This is a genomic window from Sphingomonas faeni (assembly GCF_030817315.1).
Classification (GTDB): Bacteria; Pseudomonadota; Alphaproteobacteria; order Sphingomonadales; family Sphingomonadaceae; genus Sphingomonas; species Sphingomonas faeni_C.
Map to the genome: position 1 here is coordinate 245,807 of NZ_JAUSZF010000001.1, position 14,992 is coordinate 260,798.

Annotated in this window: 11 protein-coding genes and 2 pseudogenes; all 13 read left to right on the top strand. The window is 66.8% G+C overall.

The window, feature by feature from the left end; translation table 11 throughout:
- Nucleotides 1-30 precede the first annotated feature (30 nt).
- Complete coding sequence (locus QFZ54_RS01245; RefSeq protein WP_307083661.1) at nt 31-999, top strand: cysteine synthase A; 969 nt, start codon at nt 31-33, stop codon at nt 997-999.
- A gap of 58 nt (nt 1,000-1,057) precedes the next feature.
- Nucleotides 1,058-1,327 (top strand): hypothetical protein, encoded by a 270-nt coding sequence (locus tag QFZ54_RS01250; RefSeq protein ID WP_307083662.1) that lies wholly within the window; start codon nt 1,058-1,060, stop codon nt 1,325-1,327.
- A 465-nt stretch (nt 1,328-1,792) separates the two neighbouring features.
- Nucleotides 1,793-2,293 (top strand): division/cell wall cluster transcriptional repressor MraZ, encoded by a 501-nt coding sequence (locus QFZ54_RS01255; RefSeq protein ID WP_056052920.1) that lies wholly within the window; start codon nt 1,793-1,795, stop codon nt 2,291-2,293.
- On the top strand, nt 2,290-3,255 hold the full coding sequence (gene rsmH / locus QFZ54_RS01260) for a 16S rRNA (cytosine(1402)-N(4))-methyltransferase RsmH (RefSeq protein ID WP_307083664.1): 966 nt from the start codon (nt 2,290-2,292) through the stop codon (nt 3,253-3,255). The genes QFZ54_RS01255 and rsmH overlap by 4 nt, the downstream gene beginning before the upstream one ends.
- Nucleotides 3,252-3,950 (top strand): hypothetical protein, encoded by a 699-nt coding sequence (locus tag QFZ54_RS01265; RefSeq protein ID WP_307083666.1) that lies wholly within the window; start codon nt 3,252-3,254, stop codon nt 3,948-3,950. The genes rsmH and QFZ54_RS01265 overlap by 4 nt, the downstream gene beginning before the upstream one ends.
- Nucleotides 3,947-5,665 (top strand): peptidoglycan D,D-transpeptidase FtsI family protein, encoded by a 1,719-nt coding sequence (locus QFZ54_RS01270; protein ID WP_307083668.1) that lies wholly within the window; start codon nt 3,947-3,949, stop codon nt 5,663-5,665. The genes QFZ54_RS01265 and QFZ54_RS01270 overlap by 4 nt, the downstream gene beginning before the upstream one ends.
- Nucleotides 5,666-5,675: 10 nt before the next feature.
- Entirely contained in the window at nt 5,676-7,091 is a 1,416-nt protein-coding gene (locus QFZ54_RS01275; RefSeq protein ID WP_307083671.1) for a UDP-N-acetylmuramoyl-L-alanyl-D-glutamate--2,6-diaminopimelate ligase, read from the top strand.
- A gap of 169 nt (nt 7,092-7,260) precedes the next feature.
- Nucleotides 7,261-8,652, top strand: coding sequence for a UDP-N-acetylmuramoyl-tripeptide--D-alanyl-D-alanine ligase (locus tag QFZ54_RS01280; protein WP_307083674.1), 1,392 nt, complete (start codon nt 7,261-7,263; stop codon nt 8,650-8,652).
- Nucleotides 8,653-9,724, top strand: a pseudogene (gene mraY, locus QFZ54_RS01285) (phospho-N-acetylmuramoyl-pentapeptide-transferase).
- On the top strand, nt 9,721-11,097 hold the full coding sequence (gene murD / locus QFZ54_RS01290) for a UDP-N-acetylmuramoyl-L-alanine--D-glutamate ligase (protein WP_307083676.1): 1,377 nt from the start codon (nt 9,721-9,723) through the stop codon (nt 11,095-11,097). Before mraY ends, murD begins: the two are co-directional and overlap by 4 nt.
- A 65-nt stretch (nt 11,098-11,162) precedes the next feature.
- Complete coding sequence (locus tag QFZ54_RS01295; protein ID WP_132739552.1) at nt 11,163-12,344, top strand: FtsW/RodA/SpoVE family cell cycle protein; 1,182 nt, start codon at nt 11,163-11,165, stop codon at nt 12,342-12,344.
- Nucleotides 12,341-13,483, top strand: a complete 1,143-nt coding sequence (gene murG / locus QFZ54_RS01300; protein WP_307083678.1) for an undecaprenyldiphospho-muramoylpentapeptide beta-N-acetylglucosaminyltransferase — start codon at nt 12,341-12,343, stop codon at nt 13,481-13,483. The genes QFZ54_RS01295 and murG overlap by 4 nt, the downstream gene beginning before the upstream one ends.
- Nucleotides 13,480-14,911: pseudogene (murC, locus tag QFZ54_RS01305) on the top strand (UDP-N-acetylmuramate--L-alanine ligase). The gene murG and the pseudogene murC overlap by 4 nt, the downstream one beginning before the upstream one ends.
- Nucleotides 14,912-14,992: the final 81 nt, after the last annotated feature.

A 14,992-nucleotide genomic window follows, 5' to 3' on the forward strand; every position in this document is an offset into this window, starting at 1 on the left:
CGACGTCGCCGGCGACGCCACATAGCGGCCATGCAAACGACACCTGACACGCTCGCCCTCATCGGCAACACCCCGCTCGTCCGCCTTCGGGGGCCGAGCGAGGCAACCGGCTGCGACATCTTCGGCAAGTGCGAATTTACGAATCCCGGTGCGTCGGTGAAGGATCGCGCCGCGCTGTTCATCGTCGAGGATGCCGAGCAGCGTGGGCTGCTCCAGCCGGGCGGGACGATCGTCGAGGGGACCGCGGGCAATACCGGGATCGGGCTTGCGCTGGTCGCCAACGCGAAAGGCTACAAGACGATCATCGTCATGCCCGAGACGCAGAGCCGCGAGAAGATGGATACGTTGCGTGCTCTTGGCGCGGAGTTGGTCCTCGTACCGGCCGCCGCATTCTCGTCCCCCTGTCACTTCGTGCACACCTCGCGGCGCATCGCCGAAGAGACGCCGGGCGCGATCTGGGCGAACCAGTTCGACAACATCGCCAATCGGCGCGCGCATATCGTCGGGACCGCAGAGGAGATCTGGGACCAGATGGAGGGAAGGATCGACGGCTTCACTTGTGCGGCGGGCACCGGTGGGACGATCGCCGGCGTCGGACTCGGACTGAAGGCGAAGGACGAGGCAGTGTGTATCGCGCTCAGCGATCCCCACGGCGCAGCGCTCTACAACTATTATGCCCACGGCGAATTGAAGTCCGAGGGGTCATCGGTCGCCGAGGGCATCGGGCAGGGCCGGATCACCGCGAACCTCGAAGGCGCGCCGATCGACACGCAATTCCGGATTTCCGATCATGATGGCTATGCCTGGGTCCGTCGCCTGCTGGACGAGGAGGGGCTGTGCCTCGGACTGTCGTCGGGGATCAACGTCGCCGGCGCCGTAGCGCTCGCGAAGCATCTCGGGCCGGGCAAGCGAATCGCCACCATCTTGTGCGACACGGGATTCCGCTATCTTTCGACGCTGTACGATGCCGAATGGCGTCAGGCGAAGGGCCTCTCCTGAGAGTGCGGTTCCCGAGAATCGACAGAAGCGCGACAGTCGGGTATTGGGGTGGGGCACGATGAAGCCATCCCACGATCCCTCTCAGACCATGCAGCGCATCAAGGTCGGCATGATTGGCCTTGCCGCCGTCGTCCTGCTGATCGGCCTTGCTAGCGCTATCATCGGCTCGACGAACCGTGAGCGACCCGTCGCGACCGCGGGTGCCGCGCAGGCGGACGTAGTGGCGAACATGGGCGTTTCGAACACGACCGAAGCCGCCGGGGCGGGCGAGCCGCTCGCGGAGATGGGCGTCGCCCCAAGCGCCAACGCGCAGGCGCCCGCGCAGTAATTCCCGCAACACTTCGCGTAGTCTCGCTCCCCTCCCTGGAAGGGAGGGACTGGGGGTGGGTCGGTTTCCGCACATTCGAACGCGAGTGGCTCGATCGGGCGGACCCACCCCCGACCCCTCCCTTTCAGGGAGGGGGGAGCGTTGCGCTTCGATGCGGTCTGACTGCCTCGGTTAGGCCTCCTGCGGTGGGCGCTTGTCCGTATGCGTCCCCGGATTTCCCCAGACTAGAACTGCCCAACCCACAGCGTCCAGCCCAATCCGCGCGCCAAATCCCCCCGCACCCAGCGTCGAAACCGGCTTCGAATCCGTCCAATCCCCAAAAATCCCGTTGCGTCCCCGCCGCTCTATGATAGACGGAGGTTAATACAGGGGCACGTTCACCGTTCGCTGAAGGCGCGGTCGGGACGCGACGAAGGTCGTGTTTCGAGACGGTGAGGCGTGTGCGCCATTTCGAAGGGTTTTGGCGTGTCGGTTCGTGGTCGCTATCAAGGAGACGGTATCGGCCTTGTCGACGACAAGGGCCGGGTAGCCATCCCTTCGGCACTTCGCACCACGCTTTCCGCAAATGCCCCCAAGGCGAACGGCAAGGACGGCGGGACCATCATCATCGGCGCGCATCAGAAGAATCGCTGCCTGGTCGCGTATGATCCCGGTTACGTCGACATCCTCGCCGAGCGACTCGATCGCCGCGAATCCGAGAACACGTCCGAGAACGGCGAATACGACTATAATATCAAGCGCGCCGCCGCGTCGGGCGAAGCGGTGCCGTTCGATGGCTCCGGGCGCTTCATCATGCCGGCGTTCCCGCGCTTCTATGCGGGCATCAAGGGCCATGCGTTCTTCTATGGCGTGCTCGATTACATCGAGATCTGGGACCCCGCGACGCTGATCGCCACCGACGGCATGCCCCCCGTCGTCAAGGAGATGGCGCGCTTCTACATGGCCGAGAAGGGGGTGCAGCTGTGAGCACTCCCCCCGTTCTCGACACGTCCGCGGCACACATCCCCGTCCTGCTCGACGAAGTCCTGGCCGCGCTTTCCCCCGGGCCCGGCGAGACGATGGTCGACGGCACGTTCGGCGCGGGCGGCTACACGCTGGCATTGCTCAAGTCGGGTGCCCGGATCGTGGCGTTCGACCGCGATCCCGACGCGATCGCCGCCGGCCGCTCGATCGAGGAGGCCGAAGAGGGCCTGACGCTGATCGCAGCCGACTTCTCGGCGATGGCGTCCGAACTCGAATCGCGTGGCCTTGCGCCGGTCGACGGCGTGACGCTCGACATCGGCGTGTCGTCGATGCAGCTCGACCAGGCCGAGCGCGGCTTCTCGTTCCAGTCCGACGGCCCGCTCGACATGCGGATGGCGCAGGCTGGCATGTCGGCGGCGGATTTCGTCAACGAAGCGGACGAGAACGAGATCGCCGACGTGCTCTATCAATATGGCGACGAGCCCAAGTCGCGGCGCGTCGCGCGCGCGATCGTCGCAGCGCGCCCGCTGACGCGGACCGGCGAGCTGGCGCACATCGTCCGCCGCGCGCTCGGCTACAAGGCGCACGACAAGAAGGACCCCGCGACGCGCGCGTTCCAGGCGATCCGCATCCACGTGAACCGCGAGCTGGGCGAGCTGGCCGATGGATTGCTGGCGGCCGAACGCGTGCTGAAGCCGGGCGGTCGGCTTGCGATCGTGACGTTCCACAGCCTCGAGGACCGGATGGTGAAGCGCTTCCTGCGCACGCGGTCCGGTGGCTCGCCTTCAGGTTCGCGTCATCTTCCGCAGGTGAAAGCCGTTGCGGAACCTAGTTTTTCTCATGTCGGCCGCGGTGTTCGCGCCGGCGAGGCCGAGATCGCACGCAACCCGCGCGCGCGCTCGGCGACATTACGAACGGCGCGGCGGACCTCCGCGCAACCTTGGACGGAAGAGGTGACGACATGACGGCGGCGTATCGGATGAAGGGTGTGGGCTGGTTCGGGGGCTGCGTGGCCGTCGTGCTCGGTTTCTACCTCGTATCGCTGCAGGTCGCCGCAGAGCGCAAGAAGCTGGAGGCGGTCAACGGCCAGATCCGTGTCGCGCAGCGCGACATCCGCGCGCTGGAAACCGAGTTCGACACGCGCGGCAATTTGGCGCAGCTCGAGCGCTGGAACGGCGACACGTTGGCGCTGTCGGCGCCGACCGCCGGCCAGTTTGTGGTGAGCGAGGCTGCGCTCGCGGCGCTCGACGTCAACAGCCTGCGCGCGGACGGGGTCCAGACCGCCGCGCTGCTCGTGCCGTCGGGGGCGGGGTCCGTCGTCTCCACGTCGATCGTCCCGGTCACCGCTGCTCCGCCAGTCGTGAAGCTCGCGCCCGTTGCTCCGGTCCAGATGGCGCAGGTTACTGCGCCCCGCGCGATGAACGTCGCGATCCAGGCCGCGTCGAAGACCGCGCTCAAGCCGGTCGTGATCCGCGCGTCGGTCTCGACGCCGCGCTCCGCCGAGGCAGCGCTCGTCCGTGCCGCCAAGACCGAACGCCTCGCAGCCGTCGCCAAGGTCCGTCCGCAGGCGGTCGCGATGCTCGACCGGAAGCTGCTGTCCGACACGACGTTGGGTGACATCATGAGCGGCGCCCGCTCCGAGAGCGGCAAACGGCGGTGACCGCGTTGGTCGCCCGGCCTGTCTCGCAACAGCGTAGCGCCAACCAGCGTCACGCCCTGGTGGCGACGGCGCACACGCGCCTGATGATGCTGATGTTCCTGTTCGGAGCAGCGGTGCTGGTGGTGGTCGGGCGGCTCGGGATGCTGGCGGTCCAGTCTTCGCTGGCCGATCCGCAGGCACGCTCAGCGGCGATCGCGGCGCGCGGCGACATCGTCGATCGCAACGGCGCACCCCTCGCGCGGACGATCGATGCGTGGACGATCGCCGTCCACCCGAAAAAGCTGATCGGCGATCCGACCGAGATCGCCAGCAAGCTAGCCGCGCTGATGCCCGAAGCCGGCGATCAGGCGCATTATTATGCGCTGCTGACGTCGCGAAAGAACTTCATCTATCTCCAGCGGCGCGCATCGCCGACGCTGGTCGAGCAGGTCAACGCGATCGGCGAGCCCGCGATCGTGTTCGACCGTGACACCCAGCGCCTGTATCCGCAGTCGACGATGGCCGCGCATGCGCTCGGCTTCCTGTCGACCGCGGGGCATGGCATGAGCGGGATGGAGCGCGTGCTCGACGAGCGGCTGACCAATCCCGCACTCAACGGCACCCCCGTCGCGCTGTCGCTCGACAACCGCGTCCAGGCGGCGATGGAGAGCGAACTCGGTCGCGCGATGACGACGTTCTCGGCTCGCGGCGCTGGCGGCATCGTCCTCGACGTGGCGACTGGCGAAGTGATCGCGATGGTATCGTTGCCGGCCTTCAACCCCAACCGCGTCGGCATGTCGGGCACCGAGGAACTGCGCAACATCACGACGCAGAGCGTGTTCGAGCTGGGATCGACGTTCAAGCCGATCACGATGGCGACCGCGATGGATACCGGCGTGGTGACGTCGTTCGCGCGGCGCTTCGACGCGACGCATCCGCTCAAGGTCGGTCGCTTTACGATCCACGACGAACGCGGCGATCCGAAGCGCTGGCTAAACATGGCCGAGACGCTGATCTATTCGTCGAACATCGCCACCGCGCGGGTCGCCGACGAGATCGGTCCGCAGAAGATGCAGGCGATGTTCAAGAAGCTGGGCTTCGATACCAAGCCCGATATCGAACTGCGCGAAAAGGGCGGCCCGCTGTGGCCGAAATACTGGGCGCGGACGACGACGATGACGACGGCCTATGGCCACGGCATCGCGGTGACGCCGCTGCATCTGGCGAGCGCCTATGCAGCGCTGGTCAATGGCGGGATCTGGCGGCCGGCGACGTTGCTGAAGGTCGCGCCGGGCCATGCCCCGGTCGGCCGTCGCGTCATTAGCGAACAGACCAGCGCGCGGATGCGGCAGATGCTGCGGCTGATCGTGCAGCGCGGTACGGGGCGCAAGGGCGATGCGCCGGGCTACCGCGTCGGCGGCAAGACCGGCACCGCCGAGGCGGCGGTCTCGGGCGGGTACGATCATTCGCGCAACGTGGCGACGTTTGCGGCTGCGTTCCCGATGGATGCGCCGCGCTATGTCGTGCTCGCGATGCTGGATTCGCCGCTCGGCACGAAGGAAACCTCCGGGTGGAAGACCGCGGCGTGGAACACCGCGCCAGTGGTAGGCCGCACGATCTCACGCGTCGGTGCGATCCTGGGCGTGGTGCCGGACGCGCACCGCGACATCGACGTGTCTGACATCCTGCCGACTTTGTGGCAGGACCCGTCGCGTACACAGCCGACCGGGCAATGAGGACTATTGCATGAAACTCGCAGCGCTGACCGACGGGACGGAAGAGGCGCAGGTGACGGGGTTTGCGATCGATCACCGCAAGGTCGCGCCCGGCACGGTGTTCGGCGCGTTCGAAGGCGCGCGCGCCAACGGCGAGGACTTTATAGAGGACGCGATCCGCTCGGGCGCGATCGCGGTGGTCGCGCGGCCGGGCCTGACGGTCGAGGGTGCGACGTACATCGCCGACGACAATCCCCGCGAGCGGTTCGCGCAACTTGCCGCGAAGTTCTTCGCGCCGTTCCCGGATACGTCGGTCGCGATCACGGGGACGAACGGGAAGACGTCGTGCGTCGAGATGACCCGGCAGCTGTGGCGCATGGCCGGCTTCCATGCAGCCTCGATCGGCACGCTCGGGGTTACCACCGCGGACGAGCGCGTGACGACCGGCCTGACGACGCCTGACGTCGTAACCTTCCTGTCGAACGTCGCTGGTCTCGCGCGCGAGGGTGTGACGCATCTGGCGTTCGAGGCGTCGAGCCATGGGCTGACGCAGTACCGGACCGAGGGGCTGAAGGTGACCGCGGCGGCCTTCACGAACCTCAGCCGAGACCACCTCGACTATCACGGTGACATGGCCGCATATTTTACCGCCAAGATCCGATTGTTCTCCGAGGTGCTGTCGACCGACGGTACTGCAGTGGTCTGGGCGGACGATCCCCAGTCGGCACGCGTAATCGATCTGGCCCGCGAACGCGGCAACCGCTTGGTGACGGTCGGCACGCAGGGCGAGACGCTGCGGCTGGTCGGCCGCGATCCGACTTTGCTGGGGCAGGGGCTGACGATCGAGGCCGAGGGCCGGACGTACACGGTGACCCTCCCACTGATCGGCGCCTACCAGGCAGCGAACGCGCTGGTGTCAGCTGGGCTCGTGATCGCCACCGGCGGCGACGTGGCGGCAACGATCGCCAACCTCGCTCGGCTGCAACCGGTGCGCGGGCGGCTGGAGCGCGCGGTAATCGCGAAGTCGGGTGCGCCGGTTTACGTCGACTACGCCCACACACCCGATGCGCTGGAGGCGGCGATCGCGGCGCTCAAGCCCCATGCAGGCGGCAAGCTGATCGTTGTGTTCGGGGCAGGTGGCGATCGTGACACCGGCAAGCGTGAGACTATGGGACAGGTCGCGGTGCAGCACGCCGACCGGGTGATCGTGACCGACGACAATCCCCGAACTGAGGATGCGCGAGCGATCCGCTGCGACGTCCTGAAAGGCGCCCGCGGGGCCGAGGAAATCGGCGACCGGCGTGCGGCGATCGGGGCTGCGGTGCGTGAGGCTGGGCCCGAAGACATAGTGCTGATCGCCGGCAAGGGGCATGAGCAGGGGCAGATCGTCGGCGACTTGGTCCTCCCCTTCGACGACGTAACCGTCGCGCGGGAGTGTGCTGCGTGAGGGGGGCCATCTTTTTCCCCCCTCCCGCAAGCGGGAGGGGCATGCTTTTCGTCTCCCCTCCCGCAAGCGGGAGGGGTCGGGGGTGGGCTCGCGGGTTCGGCCGGCGTTGCGCTTCGTTGATAGCGCTCGCCCACCCCCCGACCCCCTCCCGCTTGCGGGAGGGGGGGAAGTGAGTCTCTGGACTTCCGCGGAGATCGCCACCGCCACTGGCGGCGTAGCGTCTGGTGAGTTTTCCGTAACCGGCGTTGCGTTTGACTCGCGCGAAGTCGGCCCCGGCGACCTCTTCATCGCAATGAAGGGCGAGGCCAGCGACGGCCACCTCTTCCTCGACCAGGCCTTCGCGCAGGGCGCAGCGGGCGCGATTGTGTCCGAACCCTGCGACCACCCGCACGTCCTAGTTGCGGACAGTTTTGCCGCATTGAACGCGCTTGGCGCCGCCAGCCGCGCACGCTCGTCCGCGAAGATCATCGGCGTCACAGGCTCCGTCGGCAAGACTAGCGCCAAGGAAGCCCTGTTCGCATGTCTAGACCGCGCAACCCCCGGCGACGTGCATCGCTCGGTAAAAAGCTACAACAACCACACCGGCGTACCGCTCAGCCTCGCCCGAATGCCGCGCGACGCGAAGTTCGGCGTGTTCGAGATGGGAATGAACCACGCCGGCGAACTCGCCGATCTGACCCAACTCGTCCGCCCGCATATCGCGATGATCACCGCGATCGCCCCCGCGCATACCGCCTTCTTCCACGACGAAAGCGCGATCGCGGATGCGAAGGGCGAGATCTTCGCCGGGCTCGAACCGGACGGCACCGCAATCGTCCCCTACGACAGCCCGCACCGCGATCGGCTGCTCGGCCACGCCGCCCCGCATGCCGCGCATATCGTCACGTTCGGCAGCGAAAAGGGCGCCGATGTCCGCGCGATCGAGGCGATGCGGTTGCCGACCGGCGGGACGTTCGTCACCGCGCGGATGGGGCAGGGGGCCGAGCATGAGCTGAGCTTTACGATCGCGCAGCCCGGCGCGCATTGGGTGTCGAACGCGCTGGGCGTGCTGGCGTGCGTGCAGGCGGCCGGGGGCGATCTCGGGCTTGCTGGGCTCGCGCTGGCTGAGCTTGGTGGGCTGCAAGGACGTGGTGCGCGGTCGCTGGTAACCGTAGGCGAAGGCCAAGCGCTGGTGATCGACGAGAGCTACAATGCCAACCCTGCCTCGATGCGCGCTACGCTCAGCGTTCTTGGCCACGAGCCCGGCCGGCACATCGCGGTACTCGGCGAAATGCGCGAGTTGGGCGAGGGTTCGGACGACTATCACGCCGGCCTCGCCGAGCCGATCCTCGCCGCGCGCGTCGAAATGGCGCTGCTCGTCGGTGAAGCGATGGCGCCGCTTGCGCAGGTGCTTGAGGGACAAGTCGAAACCGTCCATGTGGGCGACGCTGCGGCCGCGCTCGCGTCGTTACGGACGATCCTGGCGCCGGGCGATGTCGTGCTCGTCAAGGGATCGAACGGGGTGGGCCTTGCCCGCGTCGTGGCTGGTCTTCAAGCTGGCCTCAAAGGCGGGATTAACTGAATGTTGTACTGGCTCGCCGAGCATCTGGGGTTTCCCGGCCTGCTGAACCTCATCCGGTATCAGACGGTGCGGACCGGCGGTGCGGTGGCGACCGCCTTGATCATCGGCCTGATCATCGGGCCGAAGTTCATCGGCTGGCTGCGCGTACGGCAAGGCAAGGGGCAGCCGATCCGCGCCGACGGCCCGCAGACGCATCTGTCGAAGCGCGGCACGCCGACGATGGGCGGGTTGATGATCCTGACCTCGATGTGCCTCGCGATTTTCCTGTGGATGGACCTGAGCAACCCGTATGTCTGGGCGTGCGTGTTCGTGACGCTTGGCTTCGGGACGATCGGGTTCCTTGATGACTACGACAAAGTGCGCAAGGCGAGCACTGCGGGGATCAGCGGGCGGACGCGTCTGCTGCTCGAGTTCGCGATCGCCGGGATCGCCGCGACGATCATCATGTCGCAGAACGGGCCGCATCTGTACCTGCCGTTCACGTCGCGCATGTACCTGGATCTGGGCTGGTTCTTCCCCGTGTTCGCGGCGTTCACGATCGTGTCGTTCGGCAATGCGGTGAACCTTACCGACGGGCTCGACGGGCTGGCGACGATGCCGGTGATCATCGCCAGCGTCGCATTCATGGTGATCGTGTACCTGGTCGGGAACGTAAAGTTCGCCGATTATCTCGGCATTCCGCATGTGCCGCGTGCGGGTGAGTTGGCGATCTTCTGCGGGGCGATCGTCGGCGCGGGCTTAGCGTTCCTGTGGTTCAATGCGCCGCCGGCGGCGGTGTTCATGGGCGATACCGGGAGCCTCGCGCTCGGCGGCGCGCTGGGGACGATCGCGGTCGTTGCGCATCACGAGATCGTGCTGGGAATCATCGGCGGGCTGTTCGTGATCGAGGCGCTGTCGGTTATCATCCAGGTGTTCTTCTATAAGCGGACCGGCAAGCGCGTGTTCCGCATGGCGCCGATCCATCATCATTTCGAACAACTCGGCTGGGCCGAGGCGACGGTGGTTATCCGCTTCTGGATCATCGCGCTGGTGCTAGCGCTGGTCGGCCCTTTCGACGTTGAAGTTGCGGTGATTATTGCGCAGGCCTGGTGCGGGAAACGCTATGCGGTGCTGGGGCTGGCGCGGTCCGGGGCTGCGACTGTGCGGGCGCTTGTGGCTGGTGGGGTGCAGGTCGTCGCTTGGGACTCCGACGAGGGGAAGCGCGCCGTCTTCACTCCCTCTCCCCTCCGGGGAGAGGGTTGGGGTGAGGGGCAGCCCAGCAATGCTGCGCCCGGAACAGCCCCTCACCCAACCCTCTCCCCGGAGGGGAGAGGGCTCGTGGACGTTGCACCGCTCGACGATCTCGCAGGCTTCGACGCGCTAGTCGTATCGCCGGGCGTACCCCTCAACACCCATCCGCTCGCCGCAACTGCCCGCGCAGCCCGCGTGCCCATCATCGGCGACATCGAACTCTTCGCGCAGGCCCGCGCCGACCTCCCGCCACACAAGGTCGTCGGCATCACCGGCACCAACGGCAAGTCCACCACCACCGCGCTCGTCCACCACATCCTCAAGACCGCCGGCATTCCCACGTTGATGGGCGGCAATATCGGCCTGCCCATCCTCGAACAGCAACCGCTCCCCGAGGGAGGCGTCTATGTGCTCGAACTGTCGAGCTACCAGATCGACCTGACGCAGACGCTCGATTGCGACGTCGCGGTGCTGCTCAACATTACGCCGGATCATCTCGATCGTTATGATGGGTTCGAGGGCTATGCGGCGTCGAAGGCGCGGTTGTTCGCGATGCAGTCGCCCGAGCATGACGCTGTCATCGGCATCGGCGATGCGCCGTCTGCGCGGATCGCGCGCGGGCTGTCGGCGAAAAGCGAGCATCTCACCAAGATCGCGCCGGGCGTATGCCTGTTCCAAGGCAACTGGCCTGCGCTCCAGGGCCCGCACAACGCGCAGAACGCGCTCGCCGCGATCGCGGTCGTGAAGGCGCTGGGGGTAAGCGAGGTCGACATCGACCGCGGTCTCACCAGCTTCACCGGCCTGCCGCACCGCATGCAGCAGATCGCCTCGTACGGCGGCATCGCCTATGTCGACGACAGCAAGGCGACCAATCCCGAAAGCACCGCGCCCGCACTCGCCGCGTTTGACCGCGTCCACTGGATCGTCGGCGGACGCGCAAAAGGCGACGACCTCGACGCCTGCAAGCCCGCCTTCGGCCACGTCGTGCACGCCTACACGATTGGCGAGGCTGGCCCAAAATTCGCTGAAATCCTGAAGGACTCCATGCCTGTCGATAACGTCGGCACGCTCGACGCAGCCGTCCGCAGCGCCGCCGCCAACGCGCGTCCCGGCGACACGGTGTTGTTATCCCCCGCTTGTGCTAGCTTCGACCAGTTTCGCGATTACGAAGCGCGCGGGGCGGCGTTCCGCGCTGCGGTGGAGTCGCTGGCATGACCGATATGCGCGCTGGGACCATGGATATGGGTGTGTCCGGACAGAAGAACGGGATCGTCGCGAAGATGAAGCGACGCGGCGGGCGTGGCGACCAGTCGCCGCTCGGCACGTGGTTCTGGGACATCGACCGGATGCTGCTGTTGCTGACGCTGTTCCTGATCGCGATCGGGCTGATCGCGGTCGCCGCAGCGTCGCCGGCGAGCGCGGTCCGCTATTCGGGCGAGCATCACAAGATCGCGCCGCTCTATTATTTCTGGCGACAGTTGATGTGGGTGGGCGTGTCGCTCCCCGTGCTGTTCGGCGTCTCGATGATGCCCGTCTCGATGGCGCGGCGGATGGCGATCGGCGGGTGCGCGTTGTTCGTGCTGATGCTGATGGTGACGCCGTTCATCGGGGTTGAGGCGAATGGTGCACGCCGTTGGCTCGGCGTCGGGTTCGCACAGTTCCAGCCTTCCGAGTTCCTCAAACCCCTTTTCATCGTCACCGTAGCGTGGCTGTTGTCGCTGCGTGCGAAGGATGCTGAGCTGCCGACGGTGCTGATCACCGGCGCGATGACCGCGGGCGTCGCGGTGCTGCTGATGCTGCAACCCGATTTCGGCCAGACGATCATCTTCTGTACGGTGTGGATGACGCTGCTGATGATCGCGGGGACGCCCGCCAAAGTGCTGTTCGGGCTCATGGCGATGGCACCGGCCGGGCTGGTTGCGGCCTATATATTCTACGGCGTGGCGCGGTCGCGGATCGACGCGTTCCTGTTTCCGGGCGTAGAGGGCGAGGGCGCTGGCGATCATTTCCAGACCAATGCCGCGCATAATACGCTGACCGCGGGCGGCTGGACCGGGACCGGGCCGGGTGCTGGCGCGGCGAAGTTCGGGCTGCCCGAGGCGCATACCGACTATATCTTCTCGGTGATCGGCGAGGAGTTCGGACTGATCGCGTGTTCGGTGATCGCGGTGATCTTCCTCGCGATTGTGGTGCGCGTGTTCGTCAAGTTGCTGGACGAGCAGGACGAATTCAAGCTGCTCGCATCCGCCGGCCTTGCCACGCAGTTCGGCGCGCAGGCGCTGGTCAGCATGGCGGTGAACACCGGCCTCGCGCCGTCGAAGGGTATGACGCTGCCGTTCATCAGCTATGGCGGCTCGTCGATGATCGCGTTGTCGGTCGGCATGGGGTTGCTGCTGGCGTTTACCCGGCGCAATCCGTTTCTCACGCGGAGCCCCTATGTCGTCCGCTGGAGTGGTGAATGAGTAAGCATTATGTCCTGGCCGCCGGTGGCACGGGCGGACACATGGTTCCGGCAGCGGCGCTCGCGGCCGAACTGACGAAGCGTGGCCACCGTGTTGCGCTAGTCAGCGATGCGCGCGGCGTGCGCTTTCCGGGTCTGTTCGAGGAAATCCAGACGCATGTCCTGCCCGCCGGGCGCTTCAGCGGCGGGCCTTTGGGCTGGGCCAAGGCGACGCGCGAGATGTGGCGTGGGCGGGCGATGGCGCGCGAGCTCTACCGGACGTTCAAGCCGGCTGCGGTGATCGGCTTTGGCGGATACCCCGCACTGCCGGCGTTGCTGGCGGCGTTCGCGGACAAGATTCCAACGGCTGTGCATGAGCAGAATGCGGTGCTGGGGCGGGTGAACCGCTTTGTTGCGGGCCGTGTCGATGCGATCGCGACCTCGTCCGAGCCGACCGAGCGGTTGGCGCCGAAGCTGCTGGGCAAGACGCATCTGGTCGGCAATCCGGTGCGCGAGGCGGTGCTGGCGTTGCGTGCCCGGCCTTATCCGCTGCTGGAGGAGGACGGCATCTTCCGCGTGCTCGTGACTGGTGGGAGCCAGGGGGCGAGCATCCTGTCTCAGGTCGTGCCCGATGGCCTCGCGATGCTGCCGGTGACGTTCCGGCGGCGGTTGCAGGTGACGCACCAGGCGCGGATCGAGGATATCGACGCCGTGCGTGCCAAGTACGCCGAGCATCATATTCCGGCCGAGTTGGCGACGTATCTGCCCGATATGCCCGAGCAGCTGGCGTGGGCGCATCTGGTGATCGCGCGCGCGGGGGCTTCGACGATTTCGGAGCTGACCGCGGCGGGGCGGCCGGCGATCCTTGTGCCTCTGCCGAGCGCGACCGACGACCATCAGACGGCGAACGCGCGCGAGATTACGAAGGCCGGCGGCGCGCGGACGATCGCGCAGAAGGATTTTACCGCAGTGGAACTGGCCAAGCAGATGCAGAAACTCGGGCTCGATCCGGCGGCATTGCAGAATGCGGCAGGACGCGCGCGCAGTTGCGGCAGGCCCAATGCTGCGAGCGATCTCGCCGATCTGGTCGAGAGTCTCGACGCGCCGGTGATTCGCCTACCGGTCGGCGCCCCCTCCAAGCCCAAGGCGCAGTTCGCATGAAGGGCGTCGCAACCGATATCGGCACGATCCACTTCGTCGGCATCGGCGGGATCGGCATGTCGGGCATCGCCGAGGTGATGAAAAACCTCGGCTACCGCGTGCAGGGCTCGGACGTGGCCGAGGGCTATGTCGTGCAGGGCTTGCGCGACAAGGGCATCCCGGTCGCGATCGGCCACGCCGCGTCGAACATCGGCGACGCCGCGGTGGTGGTCGTGTCGACCGCGATCGTGCGCTCGAACCCCGAGGTCGAGGCGGCGCTCAATGCGCGCGTGCCGGTGGTACGGCGCGCGGAGATGCTCGCCGAACTGATGCGGTTGAAGTCGACCGTCGCGGTCGCCGGCACGCACGGGAAGACCACGACCACGTCGATGGTGGCGGCTTTGCTCGATGCGGGCGGGGTCGATCCGACGGTCATCAACGGCGGGATCATTAACTCGTACGGCTCGAACGCCCGATTGGGCGCGAGCGACTGGATGGTGGTCGAGGCGGACGAGAGCGACGGCAGCTTCCTGCGGCTAGACGGGACGATCGCGGTGGTGACCAATATCGATCCCGAGCATCTCGATCACTACGGCTCGTTCGACGCGGTGAAGGATGCGTTCGTCGAATTCGTCGAGAACGTGCCCTTCTATGGCGCGGCGCTGCTGTGTCTCGATCATCCGGAGGTGCAGGGAATCCTGCCGCGGGTTCGCGATCGTCGGGTCGTGACGTACGGTTCTCTCGGCGCAGGCGGACGTGCGGGGCGTCGAAGTTACGCCGATACCGGGCGGCAACCGGTTCGATTGTGTGGTGCGCGAGCGCGATGGTGCGACGCGGACGATCGTTGGGATCGAGATGCCGATGCCGGGGCGGCATAACGTACAGAACGCACTGGCGGCGATCGGTGTGGCGCTGGAACTCGGGATTGCGGATGCGACGATCCAGCAGGGGTTTGCCAAGTTCGGGGGCGTGAAGCGGCGCTTCACCAACGTCGGCGAAGTGGCCGTCGAAAGTGGGAGCGTGACGATCATCGACGATTACGGCCATCACCCGGTCGAGATCCGCGCCGTACTTGCGGCTGCGCGTGAGGGTGTGAAGGGCCGCGTTATCGCGGTGGTGCAGCCGCACCGCTATTCGAGGCTCGGCAATCTGATGGAGGACTTCCAGACGGCGTTCAACGACGCCGACCGGGTGCTGGTGACGCCGGTTTACGCCGCGGGCGAGGCGCCAGTCGAAGGCGTCGACGCTGGCGCGCTGGTCGAGGGACTGAAGCGCCGCGGACACCGGTTTGCGGGTGTGGTCGCGGACGCTGATGCACTGGCAGTGGAATTGGCGGCCACGATCGAGGCGGACGACATGGTCGTTTGCCTGGGGGCTGGCGACATCACGAAGTGGGCGGCTGGCCTCGCCGATGCGATCGCCGCTGAGCGCGCCAAGGTGCTGGCGTGAGCGGTGCCGCTTCTGCTCCCCTTCCGCTTGCGGGAGGGGGCGGGGGAGGGGCTCCGGCCTCCACCGACGGCGCGCGCGGGG

What these genes read in the sequence shown, in the direction of transcription:
- QFZ54_RS01245 (WP_307083661.1), top strand. Translation starts at nt 31, where the DNA reads ATGCAAACGACACCTGACACGCTCGCCCTCATCGGCAACACCCCGCTC.
- QFZ54_RS01250 (WP_307083662.1), top strand. Translation starts at nt 1,058, where the DNA reads ATGAAGCCATCCCACGATCCCTCTCAGACCATGCAGCGCATCAAGGTC.
- QFZ54_RS01265 (WP_307083666.1), top strand. Translation starts at nt 3,252, where the DNA reads ATGACGGCGGCGTATCGGATGAAGGGTGTGGGCTGGTTCGGGGGCTGC.
- QFZ54_RS01275 (WP_307083671.1), top strand. Translation starts at nt 5,676, where the DNA reads ATGAAACTCGCAGCGCTGACCGACGGGACGGAAGAGGCGCAGGTGACG.
- QFZ54_RS01295 (WP_132739552.1), top strand. Translation starts at nt 11,163, where the DNA reads ATGAAGCGACGCGGCGGGCGTGGCGACCAGTCGCCGCTCGGCACGTGG.
- murG (WP_307083678.1), top strand. Translation starts at nt 12,341, where the DNA reads ATGAGTAAGCATTATGTCCTGGCCGCCGGTGGCACGGGCGGACACATG.